The sequence below is a fragment of the Diplocloster agilis genome (assembly GCF_019042275.1).
GTDB lineage: Bacteria > Bacillota > Clostridia > Lachnospirales > Lachnospiraceae > Diplocloster > Diplocloster agilis.
This window is the reverse complement of the sequence record NZ_JAHQCW010000007.1, coordinates 66,230-89,782: the sequence shown is the minus strand read 5'-3', so window position 1 is coordinate 89,782 and position 23,553 is coordinate 66,230. Positions and strand designations below refer to the sequence as shown.

Below are 23,553 nucleotides of genomic sequence, written 5' to 3'. Positions count from 1 at the left end.
AAGGGAGTCGGATTTGCTACAATTTTCATATGACAAAGTTTTACTATAAAGAAAAAAGAGGTGTATTAGAATGGGAAACAAAGTATCATTCGACTACTCGAGAGCAAGCTCTTTTATCCGCGATGACGAAGTGACTATGATGAGCAAGCTGGTTCTGGATGCCAGAGATCTGTTGGTTTCCAAAAGCGGTGCGGGGAATGATTTCCTTGGCTGGATTGATCTGCCTGTCGATTACGACAAGGAAGAATTTGGGCGTATCCAGAAAGCCGCGGAGAAAATCAAAGGAGATTCCGATGTACTGCTGGTAATCGGAATCGGCGGATCCTACCTGGGAGCCAGAGCGGCGATTGAGTTCTTAAGACATAGTTTTTATAACATGGTATCCAAAGAGACGAGAAAAACACCGGAAATCTATTTTGTGGGTAACAGCATCAGCAGCACCTATATCAAGGATCTTATGGATGTTCTGGACGGAAAAGATTTTTCCATTAATATGATATCCAAATCCGGGACAACCACGGAGCCTGCGATTGCATTCCGGGTATTCAAGAAGATGCTGGAGGACAAGTATGGGAAAGAAGAAGCCTCCCGCAGAATCTACTGCACCACGGATAAAGCCAGAGGCGCTCTTAAAAATCTGGCTACGGAGGAAGGATATGAATCCTTCGTCGTTCCCGATGATGTGGGTGGACGTTATTCCGTATTGACGGCCGTGGGACTGCTGCCCATCGCGGTCAGCGGTGCGGATATCGGAAAGCTGATGGAAGGCGCTGCTTCGGGAAGGGAGCGCGCACTGAATTGCGATTTCGCGGAGAACGACGCGTTGAAATATGCCGCTGTCCGCAATATCCTGCTCCGCAAAGGAAAATCGGTGGAAATCGTTGCCAATTATGAGCCAAGCCTTCACTTTGTTTCTGAATGGTGGAAACAGTTATACGGAGAGAGCGAAGGGAAAGACCAGAAGGGGATATATCCTGCCTCTGTGGATCTGACAACAGACCTGCACTCTATGGGACAGTTTATTCAGGATGGAGCGCGTATTATGTATGAGACCGTGCTGAATGTGGAAGGTTCCAGAGATGAGCTGGTCATGGGTGAGGAGCCGGTAGATCTGGACGGACTGAATTATCTGGCCGGAAAAACGGTGGACTTTATCAATAAGAGCGCGATGAATGGTACGATACTGGCCCATACCGACGGAAACGTACCGAACCTGATGGTAAATATTCCGGAACAAAACGAGTTTTATCTCGGAGAACTGTTCTACTTCTTTGAATTTGCCTGCGGAATCAGCGGTTATGTATTAGGCGTGAATCCCTTTGACCAACCGGGTGTAGAGAGCTATAAGAGAAATATGTTCGCACTTCTTGGAAAACCGGGATATGAAAAAGAGAGAGAAGAGTTGATGAAGAGGCTGTAATTCGTAAAAGCAGTCTCAGCAGAAGCTTAAAAAGCGGTTGCAGAAAGAGGAACGAAAAAATCCACCTTTCTGCAACCGTTTCTTCGTGACTACTCTTCGATAATCTGGATCTCAAGATAATCAAAATCCAGCTGTTCAATAAAATTGTCCTGCCGGAACCGGGTTTTATCATGCTTTTTAAACTCTTCTACATTGGCGTCCAACCAAATCGGTTTAGGAAGATCAAATTCATAACAGATCCCGTCTAAAGCCTGAAATATTTTATGCGTTCTGGTATCATCCGATTCCATACAGATGACGGTATCCCTCAAAAGATGGTTGTTGCGGAAAATTTTTCCCCATAATCGAAACATAATAAAACTCCTACTAATAATCCGTTCATCAGTTACCGGATTATTATAGCTCATCTTCGCGATATTGTGCAATATCTTTGATATCACAAGTTAAAATATTGCAGAGGCGGTTAAGCGTATAGGTAGATACACATTGGTTCCTTTTCAGCCTTTGAATCTGGCTGGGACTGAAATTATGATACTTGATTAATTTGTATGTAGTAATTTCTTTTTGACGCATAGTTTCCCATAATTTGTCAAAACATATCATTTTATCAACCTCCCACATATACATTAAAGGGTATGTTTTCTATGCTGTACATATACTATAATATGTGTATATTTTTAAAATACACACAGGGGGAAGTATATCATGAAGACAAGCGGTCAGAGAACAGAAAAGTGTAATAAAAGATTCAAGAAGTGTGATGGACATGATCTTCCCAGGAGCGAAATCATAATGAACTGCTGTTCGCAAATAAATTAGAATGCAATCGCGTATTTTCCGGAATATGTACCCCATTGAGTAATAATCGGGATTACAGATAATGCCACCCTAACGGTAGTGCAGCTAGAAATAATCTCAGATAATCATTCCGAAATATAAGGGGAATGATATAGATGAAATAATATTTAGCGAAAGCTTTTCTATCGGTCAGTCATATGTTGTTGTGTGTTTTTCGCTACTGACCATTATATACTTCTGGGGTCAGATTTGCCAAGAGGTAATGGTAATTTTTGGATAAAAATTAAATATTTCTTAACTTCCTAAAAATACTGAAAAAACACTCGCTATTTCGACAAAGTATGATATAATAATGCTGTTGCGCTGTGATACGGTAGCGGGGAAGATAAAGGGGAATAGGTAAGTATGAGTAATTTTTCAGACAGGCTGTATGATGATGTTGACAGCTGGGAAACTACGATGTTTTTATATAATTCGGCTCTAAAGGAAGTGGGTACCAAGCTCGAGATACTGAACGATGAATTTCAGCATATTCACCGTTACAATCCGATTGAACATATTAAATCCAGAATTAAACTTCCGGAGAGCATTGTAAAGAAACTTAAGAAAAACGGTTACGAGAGCAGCATCGAGAACATGGTAAAGTATGTAAATGATATCGCCGGTGTTCGGGTAACCTGTTCCTTTACTTCCGATATTTACCGGCTGGCGGAAATGATCGGAAACCAGAGCGACCTGAAGGTATTGTCTATCAAGGATTATATTAAGGCGCCGAAAGAGAGCGGATACAAGAGTTACCATATGCTGGTAACCGTGCCGATATTTTTGTCGGACAGTGTGGTGGATACAAAGGTGGAGATCCAGATCCGTACGATAGCGATGGATTTCTGGGCCAGCCTGGAGCATAAGATCTACTATAAGTTCGAGGGAAACGCGCCGGAGTATATCAGCCGGGAGCTCAGGGAATGTGCGGAGATGATCTCGAAGCTGGACGCGAAAATGTTATCGCTGAATGAGGCGATCAAGCGTGTGGATGCCCGACAGGGAAGATAAGTCCGAATAGGAGAAAGAAGATACGAATACGGGAATGAAGATGCGAAGATCGTATCATAATAATAAAAAGGCCATGGGAGCGGTTTTCCCATGGCCTTTCATAGAATGAGGAGTGCCCCGGTATCAGAGATACCGAGGCTATTATGAAAAAATTTATCTATGTGTGTAATGAAACACATTGCAACCTGTTGAATGAACTCTTATTCAACTGTAGTTAGTATAGCAATAAATTATGAATAAATTATGAATACAATATGAAATTATCATGAAATATATACAAAATGGAAAGAAAGATGGAAGGGATATAATACAAAATACCCAATTTTATTTAGGCGTTGTAGGAGTTTTGCTTCTATATTATAATAAAAGCCAGGGGTTTTATTTATTTGGAGGAGATTATAGAATGGATGAAAACAGAAAGATCTATGTGATAGGCCATAAGAATCCCGATACGGATTCGATCTGCTCGGCAATCGCTTATGCAGATTTTAAGAGAAAAACAGCGCCTGGGAATTTTATAGCCAAGCGGGCCGGACAGATCAATGAGGAAACGCAGTATGTATTGAACCGTTTTCAGGTATCGGCACCCGGTTATCTATCCTCGGTTTATACCCAGGTTCGTGATGTGGAGATCCGGAAGACGCAGGGAGTGGAAGAGAGTATCTCGCTGAAAAAAGCCTGGGGCCTGATGAAGGAATCCGGGATCGTCACTTTGCCGGTCACGTCCAAGACGAACCAGCTGGAGGGACTGATAACCATCGGAGATATCGCAACATCCTATATGGAAGTATACGACAGCCGGATTCTCTCCACGGCCAGAACCCAATATAAAAATATACTGGAAACTCTGGACGGAACGATGGTAGAAGGGAATCCTCACGCATATTTTATAAAAGGCAAGGTGGTAATCGCCGCCACCAGCCCGGACCTGATGGAGGATTATGTAGAAGATGACGACCTGGTGATTCTGGGCAACCGCTATGAGTCCCAACTGTGTGCGATTGAGATGAACGCGGCGTGCCTGATCGTGTGCGAAGGCGCGAAAGTGTCCCAGACCATCCGAAAGCTGGCCAGAGAGCGCAGCTGTCAGGTGATCAGCACGCCCCATGATACGTATACGGTGGCCAGACTGATCAATCAGAGTATGCCCATCAAGCATTTTATGACCAGGGAGAACCTGATTACGTTTACCACGGATGATCTGATCGATGACATCAAGGATACGATGGCACGAAAGCGCCACCGGGAATTCCCGGTTGTGGATAAGCGCGGCGTCTACATCGGGATGATTTCCAGAAGAAATCTGTTGAACATGAACCGGAAGCAGCTGATCCTGGTGGATCACAATGAGAAAAGCCAGGCGGTGGACGGGATCGAGTCCTCGGAAATACTGGAGATTATCGATCATCACCGGCTGGGAACGATAGAGACGATCACGCCGGTATTTTTCCGTAATCAGCCTCTGGGCTGTACGGCTACCATTATCAGCCAGATGTACCGGGAGAGAAATATAGAAATTCCGGTCCGGATCGCCGGACTTCTGTGCGCGGCTATCATATCCGATACCCTGATGTTCCGCTCGCCAACCTGTACGGCGGAAGACCGGGCGGCGGCGGAATATCTGGCGGGAATTGCCGGCATTGAGGATCTGCCCACATTTGCCCACGAAATGTTCCGGGCGGGAAGTAATCTGAACAGTAAATCGCCGGAAGAGATCTTTTATCAGGACTTTAAGAAATTCAATGTCAGCGATGTGAGCTTCGGCGTAGGGCAGATCAATTCCATGGAGCAGTCCGAACTGGAAGAGATCAAAGGAAAACTGATCCCCTATATGGAGAAAGCTTTCCAGGAGCATGATGTCACGATGATGTTCTTTATGCTGACGAATATTATAGATGAGCGGACGGAACTGATCTGTTATGGAGGCAGCTCAAAAGAGCTGGCGGCGGAAGCCTTCGGCCTGGCCGGGGATACGGACTCCATGATGCTGGAGGGCGTGGTATCCAGGAAAAAGCAGCTGATTCCGGCATTTGTCACCGTGCTCCAGCAGTAGGAAATCTAATAGGAAATCAAAGAAAATCCGGTGTAAACCCGTTAGCGGGGAAATGTAAAGACAGAAAACAGGAGGAAACTATGGCAAAACAGCAATGGAGACCCGGAAATATGCTCTATCCGCTGCCGGTCGTTCTGGTTACGGTATCGGACGGAGCGGGCACAGATAATGTGCTGACGGTGGCATGGGCGGGAACCGTCTGCACGAATCCCGCGATGGTATCGGTCTCTGTGCGCCCCGAACGGTATTCTTACGATATCCTGAAAAAATCAGGGGAATTCGTGATTAACCTGACAACCGAGAAACTGGCATTTGCGACGGATTTCTGCGGTGTGCGTTCCGGGCGCGATATGGATAAATTCAAGAAAATGAACCTGACGAAAATACCTGCCAGCGTGGTGAAGGTACCCATGATTCAGGAAAGCCCGGTCAATATCGAGTGCCGCGTGACGCAGGTTCTGCCTCTGGGCAGTCATGATCTGTTCCTTGCCGAGGTGGTAGCGGTCCACGCGGACGAAAGCTATATGGATGAAAAAGGCAGGTTTGATCTTGAGAAGGCGAAACCTATTGTATATTCCCACGGCGACTACTTTGGAACAGGAAAGAAACTGGGGAAATTCGGCTACAGCGTCAGGAAAGGATAGCGTTTATGAAAATACGATCCCTTACCATACACAATTTTAAATCCATCCAAGATCTCAGGATCGAAGAGATCGAGAGCGCGATGATTGTGGTGGGAAAAAATAATACGGGAAAAACGGTTATTCTGGATGCAATCCTGGCCATGGCCGGCTACTATCAGATACGCCCCACCGATTTTGGAGACGGGAAGGGAGCGATCGAAATCGGTGCCACCCTGGAGATCGCCGATGAAGATCTGGCGGAGCTGCATCAAAGAGGCGTCATCAGCCGTTATAAAAGTTTCGAGGCCTGGTTCAGAGAATTCAGAAACCGGCTGCCGTCTTTTCAGGAAAATACGCTGTCGTTCACCTGTACGATCCATAAGGACGGAAAGATCAGCTACAATGACGGGGTGCGCAGGAATAATAAATATATCCCCATGCTGATCCCCAAAATCCACTATATTGATCACCGGCGGGAACTGACCGGAATTCAAAATGACATATTTGTGGCCCAGACCAGACAGGATCTGGCAGGGCTTAGGGATAACCGCTGCGTGTTTGACGAATCCAGAAAATGCAGCCACTGTTTTAACTGTATTCATGTGATCAACCGGAAGGCGCCGGCGGATATTACCATTACGGAAACGGTCAGACTGCTGGAGTATAAGCTTTTTCACCTGAATGTGGATGCTTTTGCGTCGCGCCTGAATCAGTATTTCCATAAAAATAGCGGACGTTCCCAGGACATCCGCTTTGAAATGAAGTTTAATATTGATGAATTGTTCCATATCGATACGCTGGTGATCAACAATGACCGGTATATGGAAGGCTCCATCGAAATGCTCAGCGAGGGGATAAAGAGTATCTATATCCTGTCCCTGCTGGAAGCTTACATTGATGATATGAATCCGATTTCTTCTATTATTATGATAGAAGATCCGGAAAGCTATCTGCATCCCCAGCTTCAGAAGGTGGCCGGGGAAATACTCTATCGTCTGTCAAAGAAGAACCAGATCATATTTTCCACCCACTCCCCAAACCTGTTGTTTAATTTTACCAGCCGGCAGATCAAACAGGTGGTGCTGGATGAAAATTATTATACGACGATCCGGGAAAATGTGGATATCGACGAGATTCTGGATGATCTGGGATATACGGCCAACGACCTGATGAACGTCAGCTTTGTCTTTATCGTGGAAGGCAAGCAGGACCGGAACCGCCTGCCCCTTCTGCTGGAAAAATACTATTCGGAAATCTATGATGAGGACGGAATGCTGCAGCGGATCAGTATCATTCCCACCAACAGCTGTACAAATATAAAGACCTATGCCAACCTGAAATACATAAACAAGCTTTATTTAAAGGATCAGTTTTTGATGATCCGTGACAGTGACGGAAAGAATCCCAAATATCTGGTGAAGCAGCTTTGCAGCTATTATGGGGCCAGATCAAAAGAAGAAGGCGGCGACAGCGTTCCCAGAGTCCAGCCCCGGAACGTTTTGGTTCTGAGATATTATTCATTTGAGAATTATTTTCTGGAACCGGCGGTCATGGCAAAAATCGGCGTAATTAAATCAGAAGAGGAATTCTACAACATTCTGTATGCGAAATATAAGGCCTACCTGTACAAAGTACCCAGTATGAAACGGATGATCAAGGTGACCGGGGCCAGGATCAATTCCAAGGAGGACTTGAAGAACCACATGGAAGCGATCAAAATCTATGTCCGGGGCCATAATCTCTACGATATTTTCTACGGCCGGTACAAAGGAGACGCGGAGACAGAAATTTTGAAAAAATATATCGACGCGGCGCCCCGTGAGACCTTTCAGGATATTCTCCAGGCCATCGATAACTTTGTCTATTTTCAAAATAGAAAAAAGGAGGAGCCGGTATAAATGACCGGCATGATTACGGATACGAGTTACATTTCCCCGTCATCCTCCCCTCTCTCCATCAAGCTGCCCCGGACGACGGCTGTGTTCCCATACTTCCGCCGGATTTGATCCAGGGCGGCGTCCAGCTTCTTCTGCTTCTCGGAGACCGGCTTTTCCAGATCGAACAGACTGATCTGGATGGGAGTGTCGGCGGGGACCAGCTTGGAAGTGCGGATGCCGAGCAGGCGGATCGGGCCATGATTCCAGAGCTCCCCAAAGAGACGGCCGGCACATTCGTAGATGGACGCGTTGGTGTTTGACGGGACCGGGAGCTGGGCCTGGTGGGAGAAGACCGTAAAGTCGCTGTATTTGATTTCAACGGATACCATGCCGGCCAGCTGGCCGGCATTTCTCAGGCGCTCAGATACGGATTCGGACAAGCTTCTGAGTATAATTTGAGCTTCCGGGAGCGTGGTGACATCCTGGGGAAGCGTGGTGGAGTTTCCGATCCCTTTGGCCTCCGCAGGAGTGCCGATCACGGGAGTGTCGTCGATGCCGTTGGCGTATTCCCAGATCAGACGGCCGTGGCTTTTTAAGTGGGCGGTCAGAAGGGCCGGGTCCGTGCGGGCCAGGTCGCCGATGGTCAGGATTTCCAGCTTATGCAGAAGCTGGGCGCTGGAGCGCCCGACCATGAACAGCTCTTCCACGGGAAGCGGCCACATTTTTGCAGGAATCTCCTGCGGGAAAAGGGTGTGAACCCGGTTTGGTTTTTCAAAATCAGAGGCCATTTTCGCCAGAAGTTTGTTGCTGGAGATGCCGATATTGACTGTGAAGCCTAACTCGGAGCAGATCCGGTCCTTGATGGAGGTGGCGGCGGCAACCGGCGACGCGTAGTGGCGGGTCATGCCGGAGAAGTCCATATAGCACTCGTCCACACTGACTTGTTCCAGGTCCGGACTATATTCGGATAACAGCTCCATCAGACGGCGGCTGTATTCGTGATAGAGATGGTGATCCGGCGGCTCGATTACCAGGTTCGGGCATTTGCGCAGCGCGTCGACCACCGGCTCTCCGGTTCGGACGTGGAAAACCTTGGCCGGTCCGGATTTTGCCAATACGACACCGTGACGGCTTTTCTGGTCGCCGCCGATAATAGCCGGGATGTCCCGCAGATCGATTCCATCCCCATTTTTTAAATGTTCCACGGAAGTCCAGCTTAAGTAAGCGGAATTTACGTCAATGTGAAAAATTATCCTATCCATAGCTACATTATAAAGGTTCAGGGAAGAAATGACAATTGCCTTCCGGATGCAGTTTGTGTTACAATTTCCACTGACAAAAAGAAGGAGAGGTTAGACATAATATGAACAATGTGATATTAATCGGTATGCCCGGAGTGGGGAAAAGCACTGCCGGGGTTGTGCTGGCGAAAATACTGGGATATGAGTTTATAGATTCCGATCTGCTGATACAGAAGGAGGAACAGCGTCTGCTGGCTGAGATTATCGAGCAGGACGGCGTAGACGGCTTTATCGCTGTGGAAAACCGGGTAAATGCTTCGATCGAGGCCGAGAGATCCGTGATCGCCACAGGGGGAAGCGTCGTGTACGGGGAGGAAGCCATGGAGCACTTGAGAAAGATCGGGACGGTTGTGTATCTGAGGCTGTCTTACCGGACTCTGGACCGGAGGCTTCATAATATAAAGGGACGCGGCGTGGTTCTGCGGGAGGGGCAGAGCCTGGCGGACTTATATGAGGAGCGGACGCCTCTTTATGAGAAGTACGCGGATATTGTGATCGATGAGGAGGAGCTGAGTATCGAGGAAACCATTGAAAATATACAAAAAGCCCTTTACAAGGCCGATAATTGTTGATAAAATGAATCTGTTACAAATATATTACGAAATGATTACGACGTGGAAAGTTATTTGGAGGCGTTATGAGGAAATATAAAAATTATCGCCATGTGATGAAGTATACGTATGTCAAAGCGGTTGCCGTTACGTCGGGAATCATGTTGTTGACGATGCCCCTGGTGGGCAGCAGATTCGGTTCCGGGGATTATTATGAGGTTTCCGTGGACGGACAGGTGGTCGCCGCCGTCTGTGATCCCGAGGAGGCAAAGCAGGCGATGCTGGAAGCCAGAAAGAGGCTGTCCCGCGAGTCTGAGGATATGATTTTCATGGATGTGGATATGGAGGCCAATGCCAAGGAGACGCTGGTGGGGTCGACTATGAGCGGGGAACCCCTGGTGAACGCGATTTATGAAAAGCTTAAGACCGCAGAGCAGGAAACCAAGGGAAAAGCCTATACGGTTAAGATCAATGAGTATACGGTCACAGTCGCCAGTATGGACGAAGTGGTCCAGCTGCTGGATGCGGCGAAAAATAAATATGATGTGAATAACGAGTTCACGGTGGAACTGGTGGCGGACCAGGGCCGGGAGCTGAATGTATTTACCACCAGCCTGAACAGGGTGGACAAGTCTGAAAACGAGGTGGACACGGTAGCCTCATCCATCGAAGGCGCCGCGGGTATCGAGGCGGAGGCGCCGATTCCGCAGGTGACCGGCGAGAACGACGGTATGGTGGACATCGATTTTGACGAAAATGTGGAAGTGGTGGAGGCTTATGTGGAGCCGGAAGAAATCACTCCTGTGCAGGAAGCCATCGACCAGGTCACTAAGGATAAAGAGAAGAATACGGTCTACGAAGTAAAGTCGGGAGATACCATATCTACCATAGCCAACGGAAATGATATGAGAGTAGCCGAGCTGCTGGATGTCAACGAAGGATTGTCGGAAGACACGGTAATCCAGCCCGGAGATGAACTGATCCTGACGGTTCCGGAGCCGGAGCTGTCCGTGGTGACAAAGGAAGAAACAACTTACGATGAGGACTATGAAGCTCCGATTCAGTATATCGATAACGACTCCTGGTACACAACCAAGGAAGTGGTGATCCAGGAGGGGAGCACCGGACACCGGCAGGTGACCGCTCTGGTGACTTCCAGGAACGGCAAGGAGATCAGCCGGGATATCATAGCGGAAACGGTTACGGAAGAGCCTGTGGCGAAGATTGTGGAGAGAGGAACCCTTGTTCCGCCGACCTACATCAAACCGTTGTCCGGAGGAAGGCTGTCCTCCCAGTTCGGAAGACGGTGGGGCCGTATGCATGAAGGCGTAGACTGGGCCTGCCCGGTCGGAACCGCAGTCAGAGCGTCCTGCGGAGGTACCGTAATAAGAACCGGATGGATGGGCGGATATGGAAACTGTATCCTGATTCAGCATCCCGACGGCAGAGTTACCAGATATGCCCATTTGAGCAAGATACTGGTGAGCCCGGGACAGTCCGTGAAACAAAATGATAAGATCGCGCTGAGCGGAAATACCGGCAACAGTACCGGGCCGCATGTGCATTTTGAAATACTGATCGGCGGTTCACCGCAGAACCCGCTTAAATATTTGAATTAATGACGAAGGAACGCCTGACGGGCGTTCCTTTTTTGGCCAATATCTGGAATCCGAAACTTTCGATTTACAAATGAGGAGTTTGTGCTATAATAGTTTTAATGAAAAAATCCAGGTTTGTTGGGAGGCAGCCCGGATTTTGGCTTTACTTTATATTAGAAATTATGAAAAAGTTGATGAAATCGTATAGAGGTGCGTCATGGAACAATATATCATCAAGGGCGGAAACCCTTTGGTAGGCGAAGTGGAAATTGGCGGAGCAAAAAATGCCGCTTTGGCTATATTAGCTGCGGCTATTATGACCGATGAGACAGTAGAGATAGATAATTTACCGGACGTAAAAGATGTAAATGTATTATTAAAGGCAATTCAGGAGATCGGCGGGAAAGTGGACCGTGTGAGCCGGCATTCCGTAACGATCAATGGTTCCATGATCGGCAGTGTGGTTGTGGAAAATGACTATATTAAAAAAATACGGGCTTCTTATTATTTGCTGGGCGCGCTGTTAGGCAAGTATAAGAGGGCAGAGGTAGCTCTTCCTGGTGGATGTAATATCGGCAGCAGGCCGGTGGACCAGCACCTGAAGGGCTTTCGTGCGTTAGGCGCGCGAATTGATATCAAGCATGGAATGATTATCGCAGAAGCGGGCAGCCTGACCGGGAACCATATCTATCTGGACGTGGTAACCGTGGGAGCCACCATCAACATCATGATGGCGGCTGTGATGGCATCCGGAAACACCGTGATCGAAAATGCGGCAAAGGAACCCCACGTCGTAGACGTGGCCAACTTCCTGAACAGTATGGGGGCCAACATCAAAGGCGCCGGGACGGATGTGATCCGGATCAAAGGCGTGGAGAAACTGCACAAGACCAGCTACGCGATTATTCCCGACCAGATAGAGGCCGGTACGTTTATGTTTGCCGCCGCCGCCACCAAGGGCGATGTGATGGTTAAAAACGTAATACCCAAGCATCTGGAGGCGATTACCGCCAAATTAATGGAGATCGGCTGTGAAGTCGAAGAGTTCGATGACGCGGTTCGTGTGGTATCCTCCAAAGGGTTAAAGCATACCCATGTGAAAACCCTGCCGTACCCCGGATTTCCCACCGATATGCAGCCGCAGATCACCGTAACCCTGGCCCTTTCCGAGGGAACCAGCATCGTCACGGAAAGCATATTTGAAAACCGGTTCAAATACGTGGATGAACTTTCGCGTATGGGAGCCAACATTAAAGTAGAAGGAAATACGGCCATCATCGATGGGACCGAACGATATACGGGAGCCGGCGTGACCGCCCCTGACTTAAGAGCCGGAGCGGCATTGGTCATCGCAGGCCTGGCTGCCGAAGGAATTACGACGGTAGACGATATCTTCTATATTGAAAGAGGCTACGAGGCGTTCGAAGACAAACTCCAGAACCTGGGAGCCATGATCGAGAAGGTATCCACCGAAAAAGATATTCAGAAATTCAAATTAAAAGTGGGTTGATACTAAAAGCAGGTGCGGTGAAATCCGCACCTGCTTTTTAGTACATAGGAAAGTGCGCTTATGGACTAAAAAGCCCTCCGGGGGATCGCACTGCGGTGGAAAGGAAGATGCCGCTTGCGCGGCCCGCCGCAGGCGGAGAGTTTCGCAAGCGAAACTCTTTTTAGTCCATAGGAAGTGCGCCTATGGACTAAAAAAGCCCTCCGGGGGTATCGCACTGCGGCGGAAAGGAAGATGCCGCTTGCGCGGCCCGCCGCAGGCGGAGAGTTTCGCAAGCGAAACTCTTTTTTTGAGTCCATAGGAAAGTGTGCCTATGGACTCAATATTTTCCTATTCCGGTACGAGTGAGTAATCGGCGCTCTAAAAATCGGCGTCGGAAGCATATTTTACCGCCGCCTGAATAAAACCGCGGAACAGAGGATGAGGCCGGTTAGGCCGGGACTTTAGTTCAGGGTGGGCCTGCGTCGCTACGAACCAGGGATGGCCGGGAAGTTCGATCATCTCCACGATATGGCCGTCGGGAGAAAGACCGGAGAGCTTCAAACCATTTTGCTGCAGCACGCCGCGATAATCATTGTTCACTTCATAGCGGTGTCTGTGGCGTTCATAGATCGTCTTGGCATTATATAACTCATAAGCGATAGAATTTTCATCCAGGACACAGGGATAGGAACCAAGACGGAGTGTACCGCCGATATCCGTCACCCCGTTTTGATCCGGCATCAGAGCGATAACCGGATGCCCGGTCTCCGGATTCAGCTCGATACTGTGGGCGTCGGGATAACCGACCACATTACGTGCAAACTCCACGATGGCCAGCTGCATACCCAGGCATAGTCCAAGAAAAGGAATCCCCTTAGTGCGGGCATAACGGACTGTTAAAATCTTCCCTTCAATCCCCCGGTCCCCAAAGCCGCCGGGAACCAAAATCCCCTGTACATCCCCCAGCATTTCATCCAGATTACTATCATCCAAAAGCTCCGAATCCACCCACTTGATATTCACGGTGGCGGAATTGGCAATTCCACCGTGCTTTAAAGCCTCCGCCACACTAATATAAGCGTCATGCAGCTGAATATATTTACCTACCAAAGCCACAGTAACAATCTTCGTGGGATTACGAAGCGCCCGCACCATACTCCGCCAGTCCTCCAGATCCGGTTCCGGACACGGCAGCTGCAAGCTTTCGCAGACAACCTGAGCCAACTTTTCCTTTTCCATAGCCAATGGAGCCTCATACAGATAATCCACATCCAGATTCTGGAGCACATGCTCACTTGGAACATTACAAAAAAGCGCGATCTTATTCTTAATATTCTGATCCAGGGGATACTCCGAGCGGCAGACGATAATATCCGGCCGGATACCCATCCCCTGCAGCTCCTTCACGCTGGCCTGGGTAGGTTTCGTCTTCAGCTCCCCGGAAGCCTTTAAATAAGGAATCAATGTCACATGAATCAAAATCGCGTTTTCCCGGCCCACATCGTGCTGGAACTGCCGGATCGCCTCCAGAAACGGCTGCCCTTCAATATCCCCCACCGTGCCGCCGACTTCGATAATCGCGATCCTCATCTCCGCGTCCGAATCATTCCGGTAAAAACGGCTCTTAATCTCATTGGTAATATGAGGAATCACCTGCACGGTACCTCCCCCAAAATCCCCGCGCCTCTCCTTATGAAGAACCGTCCAATAAATCTTTCCGGTTGTCACATTCGAATTCTTATCCAGGCTCTCATCAATAAACCGTTCATAATGCCCCAGATCCAGATCCGTCTCCGCCCCGTCATCCGTCACAAAAACCTCACCATGCTGAATCGGATTCATCGTTCCGGGATCAATATTAATATAAGGATCGAATTTCTGCATAGTCACCTTATACCCCCGGGCCTTCAGCAGCCTGCCCAGCGAAGCCGCAGTAATTCCTTTACCCAGGCCCGACACCACTCCTCCAGTTACAAATACATATTTTACCGGCATAATCTGCATCCTCCTCCATATGCTTATAACAAACCGTAAAGTAATAAAAATGAAATTGAATAATGTAAAAACTAAATAAAACAAAAAAAGCGTCAGTCAGGGCATGTAACATAACACCAACTCCGCTTTGAGCCGTCCGCGCAGCAGTTCACCGACCACCGCACAGCCATATTGAATTCTGCTACATTATACAACTATGATTCCATAAAATCCAGATTTTTTTTCACAAGAACCGAAAAAAAACAAAAAATAGTAAATATCCATAAAAACCCCGCTCCATCCCCTCCCAAAACTATCCAAATTACTCAAACACCGTCCATCCCGCCTACGCCATCACCAAAGCAGGGCCTGAGGGGAGCCGGGAATCGGGGAAGCGGCCGGACCGGGGAACCGGTGCAGGCTGGGAAATGCTTGAGGTCAAACATTAGAATATCCTGCGCAGAAGGGAGCAGAACCTTGCAGGTCCGGACCACTGTTTGAGCCGTATTTTGGCGAGTTTGGTCCGGACCTGCGAATAAAAGGTTCTGCCCCCTTCGGAGCTGGATATTCTTATGTTTGGCCGATGCATTTCCCAGCCTGCACCGGTTCCCCGGTCCGGCCGTTTCCCCGATTCCCGGTTCCCCTCAGGCCCGCCCCCAGTCCAACGGCATAAGCGGTACCTCAGACCTGGCAGTGCGCAGCCGCGTACCAGTCCTCCGGCAGGTTCAGTTCCTGATCCGGGCTGCCCATCACCCAATGGAAATTCCAGGAAATCCCCTGCAGAAATACCTGCGTAAAATGCAGCAGAGCAATCCCGATGTTTAACTTCTCATCGTTTGCGTTAGTCATGCCATCCTTATTGACCGCGAGGGTGATCTGGTTCCCGTTTAAGATCAGACGGTAAGGCTGTAAATTCAAAAAGGAAGGAGCAAGACTCGTGGCATAGAGGGCGCGGATCAGAAAATCATTGTTCATGAGTTCTTCGACGGGGAATTTGCATCCCCAGGTTTCTTTGTATACAAGTTCGGAGACATTGATTTTAGGAGCGACGTGTCCTTCCCGAACATTGGCATTGACATCGGATTGGGTTTTGATATCCAGCCGGAGCAGTTTTTTCTCCTGCTTCCCGTAACCGAAACCAATCAGCGCGGCTATTTCCATGCCGGAAGGGATCTGCAGGGCAGCTTTGGCAGCTTCCTTATCCAGAACGGTTACCCAGCAGCTGTCCAGGCCTAAGCTTGTAATCTTCAGATCCAGTTCCTCGCCTATGTAACCGGCATTTTCCACATAGTACTCTTTGGGCTCGGAGAGAAGAACCAGGTAATAGGGCGCGGGAATCAGAAGCTTCTGATAGCCGGCAATACCTTCCAACCTGCTGATTGCTTCACCTTCCAGAATCTTAAGAGAGGTGCCGATATCCGGGATTAATCCGGAGCAGCCCACATAGTGAGTCTGTATCTCTTCTAAGATATGGGCGGGGACAGCTTTTTCGCGGAATTCCCGGATAGACATTCTTCTTTCGATCAGATCATAATAATTCATGATAAACCTCCTTTTCTCTGCGCAAAATAATAGGGATGCGCTTTTCTTTCTGTTTTCTATTTTAGCCTAATCGGAGAAGAATGTCGACCTATTTCCGGTTTTGCGCCAAACAGGGCTTTGGAAAGGTACAGTTTATAAAAACTTTAGAAAACACACGGAAATTTCACAAGCTATCTATTGATTTATAAAGGAACTAACCATATAATAAGAGGTGTTCATTACGAGGAGGAAAAAGATGGAGAATAACAACAATCAAAACCAGAATGGGAAAGAACCAAAGAATAAGCAGACTCTGGTAATGGTTTTAGTTTGTGTATTGGTAGCGCTTCTGTTGATGAGCGTTTTCAGTAATTTATTTAGCGGCAGCAGTGCGAAGGAAATCCCTTATAATCAGTTTTTATCAATGCTGGATGAGGGCCAGGTTGCAAAGGTGACGGTACAGTCGGATCTGATCACGATTGTCCCGAAAAACCAGCCGAACCCGCTCTTTGAAATTACTTATCAGACAAACCGAATGCCGGATGAAAAATTAGTGGACAGACTGGAAGACGCAGGAGTGGAATATTCGGCGGAAGCGCCGGACGTGGTATCTTCCGTCATCTATACGATCTTAAGTTTCGCGATTCCGCTGGCTCTGCTGTGGATCGGTATGAGCTTCATCATGCGCCGGATGTCCAAGGGCGGCGGCATGATGGGCGTTGGCAAGAGCAAGGCCAAGGTCTATGTACAGAAGGAGACCGGCGTCACGTTCCGGGATGTGGCCGGAGAGGATGAGGCCAAGGAATCCTTACAGGAGGTTGTGGACTTCCTGCACAATCCGGGCCGTTATACGAAGATCGGCGCGAAGCTTCCAAAAGGAGCGCTGCTGGTTGGGCCTCCCGGAACCGGTAAGACACTGTTAGCCAAGGCGGTAGCCGGAGAGGCGCATGTGCCCTTCTTCTCCCTGTCGGGGTCCGATTTTGTGGAAATGTTCGTAGGCGTAGGAGCTTCCAGGGTCCGTGACCTGTTTGAAGAAGCCAAAAAATCTGCGCCCTGTATTATATTTATCGATGAGATCGATGCGATCGGTAAGAGCCGTGACAGCCGGTACGGCGGCGGAAACGATGAGCGGGAGCAGACGTTGAACCAGCTGCTGGCGGAGATGGATGGGTTTGACACATCCAAAGGTCTTCTTATACTGGCGGCCACCAACAGACCGGAAGTTCTGGACCCGGCGCTGCTGCGTCCCGGCCGGTTTGACCGGCGGATTATCGTGGATAAGCCGGATCTGAAAGGCCGGATCGATATTTTGAAGGTGCATTCCAAGGACGTGCTGCTGGATGACTCCGTAGATCTGGAAGCCATCGCGCTGGCCACGTCCGGGGCCGTGGGTTCGGATCTGGCCAACATGATCAACGAGGCGGCGATCAATGCGGTCAAGCACGGCAGACAGGTCGTATCCCAGTCGGATATCTTCGAGGCGGTGGAACTGGTTCTTGTCGGAAAAGAGAAGAAAGACCGGATCATGAGCCGGGAAGAGCGCCGGATCGTATCCTACCATGAGGTTGGCCACGCGCTGGTCAGCGCGCTGCAAAAAGACGCGGAACCTGTTCAGAAGATTACCATTGTTCCCAGAACGATGGGAGCTTTGGGATATGTCATGCAGGTGCCGGAGGAAGAGAAATTCCTGAATACGGAGAAAGAGCTCCGTGCGATGCTGGTGGGCCTTCTGGCCGGCCGCGCAGCGGAGGAGATCGTATTTGACACGGTAACCACAGGAGCAAGCAACGATATCGAGAAAGCCACCCGTGTGGCCCGGGCTATGGTGACCCAGTACGGAATGTCCAAAAAATTCGGCCTGATGGGATTGGAATCCATCGAGAACCAATATCTGGACGGACGGACCGTGCTCAACTGCGGGGATGCTACCGCGGCGGAGATTGACAAAGAAGTAATGCAGATGTTGAAGGATTCCTATGAGGAAGCCCGGAAGCTGCTGGCCGAGAACCGGGAGGTTCTGGATAAGATTGCCGCGTTCCTGATCGAGAAAGAGACGATTACCGGAAAAGAATTTATGAAGATTTTCCGGGAAGTCAAAGGCCTGCCGGAACCCGATGAAAAGGATACCGCCGAAAAACGGATCATGGACCGCCAGGCGGAGCCGGCCCGCGTAATTGAGCTGGGAACCGTATCCTCACAGCCTTCGGACGGCGGAGTAAACGAAGCGCAAAGCCCGGAAGCGATGGGGCAGGATTCGGAAACGGATCAGCTGGTTTAAATATAGAATCAGGAATAGGCTGTGTTTCGAAAAGATGTTCGAAATTACCTATTGTCAATATGAAGAAAGTGCCTTAGAATAATAATCTAGGGCACTTTTTCTTTCCATAGGAAGGTGCTCCTGCAGAATGAAAAAGACTTCCGGGAGGATCGCACAGCGGCGGAAAGGAAGCTGCCGTTTATGTATTATATATGGAGGTGATGGTAGATGTTTGATATCGAGGAGGAATTAAAAAAACTGCCGGGAAAGCCCGGGGTATATATTATGCATGACGATCGGGACGAGATCATCTATGTGGGGAAAGCGATCAGCCTGAAAAACCGGGTGCGCCAGTATTTTCAAAGCAGCCGGAATAAGGGCGTGAAGATCGAGCAGATGGTCACCCATATCGCCCGGTTCGAATATATCGTCACGGATTCCGAACTGGAGGCCCTGGTTCTGGAGTGTAATCTGATCAAGGAACACCGCCCGAAATATAATACGATGCTGAAGGACGACAAAACCTATCCTTTTATCAAAGTGACGGTACACGAAGACTATCCCAGAATCCTGTTCTCCAGAAGGATGAAGAAGGATAAAAATAAGTATTTTGGCCCTTACAGCAGCGCCGGGGCGGTAAAGGATACCATAGAACTGATCCGCAAGATCTATAAGATCAGAACCTGTAACCGGAGCCTTCCGCGGGATATCGGGAAGGAGCGGCCGTGTCTCTATTACCATATCAAGCAGTGCGACGCCCCCTGTCAGGAATATATCAGCAAAGAGGCCTACCGCGCTAATATCGACGAGGCGATCGAATTCCTGAACGGGAACTATGCGCCGGTCTTAAAACTGCTGGAGGAGCGGATGATGGCTGCCTCCGAGGCCATGGAGTTTGAGCAGGCCATCGAATACCGGGAACTTTTAACCAGTGTAAAAAAGGTGGCCCAAAAACAGAAAATCACCAACAGCGTGGGGGAGGAAAAGGATATCATCGCTCTGGCAACCGACGAGCGGGATGCGGTGGCCCAGGTATTCTTTGTCCGGGAAGGCAAGTTGATCGGCAGAGACCATTTTTATCTGACGGTGGCGGTCTCCGACACAAGGGCGCAGGTGCTCAGCAGTTTCCTGAAACAGTTTTATGCCGGAACCCCATTTATCCCAAAGGAATTGTTGATCCAGGATGAGATCGAGGACTCGGCCATAATTGAAGAATGGCTGTCGGCTAAAAAGGGGCAGCGGGTACATATCCGCGTACCGAAAAAAGGGACGAAGGAAAAGATGGTGGAGCTGGCCGCCCAGAACGCGCAGCTGGTTCTGAGCCAGGACCGGGAGCGGATCAAGCGGGAAGAAGGGCGTACCATCGGCGCCCAGAAAGAGGTGGCCGGCTGGTTGGGACTCAAAGACGTGGTTCGGATCGAGGCCTTCGATATTTCCAATATCAGCGGTTACGATTCCGTAGGTTCCATGATCGTCTATGAAAAAGGCAAACCCAAGCGCAGCGATTACCGGAAATTCAAGATCAAGTGGGTGAAGGGCGCGGATGACTATTCCAGCATGGCGGAGGTGCTGACCAGACGTTTTACCCATGGTCTGGAAGAGGAACGGGAGCTGCAGGAGAAGAACCTGGCCAGCGAACTGGGGAGCTTTACCAAATTCCCGGATCTGATCATGATGGACGGCGGTAAAGGCCAGGTAAATGTGGCGAAACAGGTGCTGGAAGAACTGAATCTGCATATTCCCGTCTGCGGCATGGTAAAAGATGATAATCACCGGACCAGAGGGTTATACTATGAAAATGTGGAAATACCCATCGACCGCTCCTCCGAGGGCTTCCGGCTGATCACCAGGATTCAGGACGAGGCGCACCGGTTTGCCATTGAATATCACCGGATGCTGCGGAGTAAGGGACAGGTGCATTCGATCCTGGACGATATCGAGGGGATCGGGCCGGCCAGGAGGAAAGCCCTGATGAAGCATTTTCAGTCTCTGGATGAGATCAAAACCGCGGAACCGGAGGAGTTGGCAAAAGTTCCGTCCATGAATGAGGCGGCGGCCCGGAAAGTGTACGAGTTTTTTCATTGATGTTCCAAAGTTGCTATGCTAGAATGATAGATAGTAGTGAATACTGATAAAAAAGGAGCGTCTGCTATGCACAGTGTAAAGCTTACAAAACTGGTAGAAAAAATGAACCTGAAAAATATGACGCCGGATATCGATATGACAGAAATAAAGGTTCATCAGCCGGATATCAACCGTCCGGCCCTGCAGCTGACCGGATATTTTGACCATTTCGATTCCGAACGGGTACAGATCATCGGATATGTGGAATATACCTATCTGCTGTCTCTGGAGACAGAGCGGAAGAAAGAGGTATACCGCAAACTGTTATCCGCCCAGATCCCCTGCGTCGTATTCTGCCGGGAGCTGCCGCCGGATCAGGAGATCCTGGATGCGGCAAATGAACTGGGGATTCCCATTTTTATGACGGAGAAATCCACCTCATCCTTTATGGCAGAGGTAATCCGCTGGCTGAATGTAGAGCTGGCGCCCATGATTTCCATTCATGGCGTGCTGGTGGATGTATATGGCGAAGGCGTCCTGATCATGGGGGAAAGCGGGATCGGGAAAAGCGAGGCCGCTTTGGAACTGATCAAGCGGGGCCACCGTCTGGTGACCGACGATGTGGTGGAGATCCGGAAGGTAAGCGATGAGACTTTGATCGGCACGGCTCCCGACATTACCAGGCATTTTATTGAACTGCGGGGAATCGGCATTATCGATGTGAAGACCCTGTTCGGTGTGGAGAGCGTCAAGGAAACCCAGTCCATCGACCTGGTAATCAAATTGGAAGAGTGGGAAAAGGACAAAGAATATGACCGTCTGGGGCTGGAAGAGGAATACACGGAGTTCCTGGGAAATAAAGTGGTCTGTCATTCCCTGCCCATCCGGCCCGGCCGGAATCTGGCCATTATCGTCGAATCTGCGGCAGTAAACCACCGTCAGAAAAAGATGGGCTATAATGCCGCACAGGAGCTGTACAAGCGGGTACAGAAAAGTCTGGCAAAGAACAGCGAAAAATAAAAGAATAGTGATCAAGGGTAAAAGGAGAAAAGAGATGTTTTGTTTCGGAGTAGATATAGGCGGCACCACAATTAAGCTGGGATTATTTGACCTTCAGGGGGATGTGTTGGATAAGTGGGAAATCCCCACCCGGAAAGAGGACGGAGGGAAAAATATCCTGCCTGATGCGGCAAGGGCCGTTCTGAGCAAAATGAACGAAAGATCCCTTTCAAAAGAAGATGTAGCCGGCATCGGAGTCGGCGTTCCGGGTCCTGTAAAAGAGGACGGAACCGTGGAAACTGCGGTGAACCTCGGATGGGACTTTATGGATGTACAGGGTACCATGCAAAAGGAAACCGGGCTGCCGGTGAAGGTCAGCAACGACGCCAACGTGGCCGCTCTCGGGGAGGCCTGGGTCGGCGGCGCGAAAGGATGTAAAGATGTGATCCTGGCCACCCTGGGAACCGGAGTGGGCGGCGGACTGATCACCAATGGAAAGATCATTACGGGAGCGCATGGGGCCGGCGGTGAGATCGGGCATATGCATCTGATCGATGATTTCCCCAGGGCCTGCAATTGTGGGAACTATGGATGTCTGGAGCAGGTGGCCTCGGCGACCGGAATCACTTATCTGGCTGAGCAGGCCCTGGCGGAAAGCCAGGAGGCTTCTGTGCTGCGGGACAGAAAAGTATCGGCGAAAGCTGTGTTTGACGCGGTGAAAGAAAACGACGCACTGGCGATTGAGATCGCGGAGCGGTTTGGAAAATATCTTGGCAAAGCTCTGGCTATGATCGCGGCTGTGACAGACCCGGAAGTGATTGTAATCGGCGGCGGCGTATCAAAAGCGGGAACGGTTCTGCTGGACTTTGTGGAAAAGAATTTTCAGATATACGCGTTTACTTCCTGCCGCAAAGCGACTTTTGCTTTGGCGGAATTAGGAAATGACGCCGGTATTTTCGGAGCGGCAAAAATGGCGTTGGATGCCTACGCGTCCAGATAGAGGATGAAAAGCAGGAAATCAATCAGGAGATGATGGCAATGAAGTTAGGATTTATCGGATGTGGAAATATGGCCTCCGCCATTATGGGAGGAGTGATCCGCAACGGAATATTCAGGCCGGAGGAGATAATCGGCGCGGATTCCTATCAGGCAGCCCTGGATAAGGCAGCGGAGACGCTGGGGATTCAGGTAACCACGGACAACCGCAAGGTGGCGGAGGAATCCGAGGTGCTGGTGCTCTCGGTAAAACCGCAGTTCTATGAGGCCGTGATAGCCCAGATCCGCAGCGTTGTGGATGAGAACAAAATTGTTATAACCATAGCGCCGGGGAAAACACTGGAATGGCTGGGGCAGAAATTCGAAAAGCCGGTGAAGATCGTTCGGACGATGCCCAATACCCCCGCCTTAGTGGGAGAGGGGATTACCGCGGCCTGCGCCAATATTCAGGTGTCGGAGGAGGAATTGGAGTATGTGTGCTCGATTCTCAGAGGTTTCGGGGAAGTAGAGGTAATACCGGAACACCTGATGGACGTGGTGGTGTCTGTCAGCGGAAGTTCTCCGGCTTATGTATTTATGATGATCGAGGCGATGGCGGACGCTGCCGTTGCGGACGGCATGGCGAGAGCCCAGGCTTACCGCTTCGCGTCCCAGGCCGTTCTTGGAAGCGCGAAAATGGTGCTGGAGACAGGAAAGCATCCCGGTGAGCTGAAGGATATGGTGTGCTCGCCTGGCGGAACCACGATAGAAGCGGTCCGGGTTCTTGAGGAAAAAGGATTCCGCAGCAGCCTGTTTGAAGCCATGAAAGCCTGCGCCAAAAAAGCGCGGGAAATGTAAAAAGCGGGAGATAAGAAAGTAACGTATAAGAAGTAAAGTATAGGAAGTTAAAAGTAAGAAGTAAGAAACGAAAATGTAAGGAGGAAACCGGATGCATGCCGTTGTTGATTCATAGGCAGCAATCAGTTTCCTCCTTATTTAT

General features: G+C 49.4%; 18 protein-coding genes. 13 read left to right on the top strand and 5 right to left on the bottom strand.

All coding sequences use genetic code 11. The features are described 5' to 3' along the window. Positions 1-70: 70 nt before the first annotated feature. Positions 71-1,420 carry a glucose-6-phosphate isomerase gene (locus KTH89_RS06250; RefSeq protein ID WP_238721067.1) on the top strand — a complete coding sequence of 450 codons (1,350 nt, stop codon included), beginning with the start codon at positions 71-73 and terminating at the stop codon, positions 1,418-1,420. 89 nt (positions 1,421-1,509) lie between these two features. On the opposite strand, the gene KTH89_RS06245 is transcribed toward KTH89_RS06250, so the two are convergent. Beyond that, complete coding sequence (locus tag KTH89_RS06245) at positions 1,510-1,773, bottom strand: hypothetical protein (protein WP_158341976.1); 264 nt, start codon at positions 1,771-1,773, stop codon at positions 1,510-1,512. 43 nt (positions 1,774-1,816) lie between these two features. Next, positions 1,817-2,023: a helix-turn-helix domain-containing protein gene (locus KTH89_RS06240; RefSeq protein ID WP_158341974.1), complete on the bottom strand. Its 207-nt coding sequence runs from the start codon at positions 2,021-2,023 to the stop codon at positions 1,817-1,819. A 600-nt stretch (positions 2,024-2,623) separates the two neighbouring features. On the opposite strand from KTH89_RS06240, the gene KTH89_RS06235 reads away from it, so the two are divergent. The 4 genes from KTH89_RS06235 (at position 2,624) to KTH89_RS06220 (ending at position 7,845) form a co-directional block, all read left to right on the top strand. Then, entirely contained in the window at positions 2,624-3,271 is a 648-nt protein-coding gene (locus tag KTH89_RS06235) for a GTP pyrophosphokinase (RefSeq protein ID WP_158341972.1), read from the top strand. A 403-nt stretch (positions 3,272-3,674) separates the two neighbouring features. Continuing rightward, complete coding sequence (locus KTH89_RS06230; protein WP_158341970.1) at positions 3,675-5,324, top strand: putative manganese-dependent inorganic diphosphatase; 1,650 nt, start codon at positions 3,675-3,677, stop codon at positions 5,322-5,324. Between the two features lie 80 nt (positions 5,325-5,404). Continuing rightward, positions 5,405-5,968, top strand: a complete 564-nt coding sequence (locus KTH89_RS06225) for a flavin reductase family protein (RefSeq protein WP_238721066.1) — start codon at positions 5,405-5,407, stop codon at positions 5,966-5,968. Between the two features lie 5 nt (positions 5,969-5,973). Beyond that, positions 5,974-7,845 (top strand): ATP-dependent nuclease, encoded by a 1,872-nt coding sequence (locus KTH89_RS06220; RefSeq protein ID WP_238721065.1) that lies wholly within the window; start codon positions 5,974-5,976, stop codon positions 7,843-7,845. Between the two features lie 26 nt (positions 7,846-7,871). On the opposite strand, the gene KTH89_RS06215 is transcribed toward KTH89_RS06220, so the two are convergent. Continuing rightward, positions 7,872-9,086: a DNA polymerase Y family protein gene (locus KTH89_RS06215; protein WP_238721064.1), complete on the bottom strand. Its 1,215-nt coding sequence runs from the start codon at positions 9,084-9,086 to the stop codon at positions 7,872-7,874. Between the two features lie 101 nt (positions 9,087-9,187). Here KTH89_RS06215 and KTH89_RS06210 point away from each other — a divergent pair, with 101 nt between their 5' ends. From KTH89_RS06210 to KTH89_RS06200, 3 genes are all read left to right on the top strand, one after another. Then, on the top strand, positions 9,188-9,697 hold the full coding sequence (locus KTH89_RS06210; protein ID WP_238721063.1) for a shikimate kinase: 510 nt from the start codon (positions 9,188-9,190) through the stop codon (positions 9,695-9,697). Between the two features lie 65 nt (positions 9,698-9,762). Further along, a complete protein-coding gene (locus KTH89_RS06205; RefSeq protein WP_158341960.1) occupies positions 9,763-11,295 on the top strand; it encodes a M23 family metallopeptidase in 1,533 nt (510 codons plus the stop codon). Positions 11,296-11,491: 196 nt separating this feature from the next. Continuing rightward, on the top strand, positions 11,492-12,784 hold the full coding sequence (locus tag KTH89_RS06200) for a UDP-N-acetylglucosamine 1-carboxyvinyltransferase (RefSeq protein WP_158341958.1): 1,293 nt from the start codon (positions 11,492-11,494) through the stop codon (positions 12,782-12,784). A gap of 357 nt (positions 12,785-13,141) precedes the next feature. Here KTH89_RS06200 and KTH89_RS06195 read toward each other — a convergent pair whose 3' ends face one another. Both KTH89_RS06195 and KTH89_RS06190 read right to left on the bottom strand, forming a co-directional pair. Next, complete coding sequence (locus KTH89_RS06195; protein WP_238721062.1) at positions 13,142-14,758, bottom strand: CTP synthase; 1,617 nt, start codon at positions 14,756-14,758, stop codon at positions 13,142-13,144. A gap of 660 nt (positions 14,759-15,418) precedes the next feature. Further along, positions 15,419-16,279, bottom strand: coding sequence for a nitroreductase family protein (locus KTH89_RS06190; RefSeq protein ID WP_238721061.1), 861 nt, complete (start codon positions 16,277-16,279; stop codon positions 15,419-15,421). 235 nt (positions 16,280-16,514) lie between these two features. On the opposite strand from KTH89_RS06190, the gene ftsH reads away from it, so the two are divergent. From ftsH to proC, 5 genes are all read left to right on the top strand, one after another. Further along, on the top strand, positions 16,515-18,536 hold the full coding sequence (gene ftsH, locus KTH89_RS06185; RefSeq protein WP_158341952.1) for an ATP-dependent zinc metalloprotease FtsH: 2,022 nt from the start codon (positions 16,515-16,517) through the stop codon (positions 18,534-18,536). Between the two features lie 207 nt (positions 18,537-18,743). Beyond that, complete coding sequence (gene uvrC / locus KTH89_RS06180) at positions 18,744-20,600, top strand: excinuclease ABC subunit UvrC (protein ID WP_238721060.1); 1,857 nt, start codon at positions 18,744-18,746, stop codon at positions 20,598-20,600. A gap of 66 nt (positions 20,601-20,666) precedes the next feature. Continuing rightward, positions 20,667-21,599 (top strand): HPr(Ser) kinase/phosphatase, encoded by a 933-nt coding sequence (gene hprK, locus KTH89_RS06175; protein ID WP_158341947.1) that lies wholly within the window; start codon positions 20,667-20,669, stop codon positions 21,597-21,599. A gap of 34 nt (positions 21,600-21,633) precedes the next feature. Next, complete coding sequence (locus KTH89_RS06170) at positions 21,634-22,578, top strand: ROK family glucokinase (RefSeq protein ID WP_158341945.1); 945 nt, start codon at positions 21,634-21,636, stop codon at positions 22,576-22,578. A 38-nt stretch (positions 22,579-22,616) separates the two neighbouring features. Further along, complete coding sequence (gene proC, locus KTH89_RS06165) at positions 22,617-23,411, top strand: pyrroline-5-carboxylate reductase (RefSeq protein ID WP_158341943.1); 795 nt, start codon at positions 22,617-22,619, stop codon at positions 23,409-23,411. Positions 23,412-23,553: the final 142 nt, after the last annotated feature.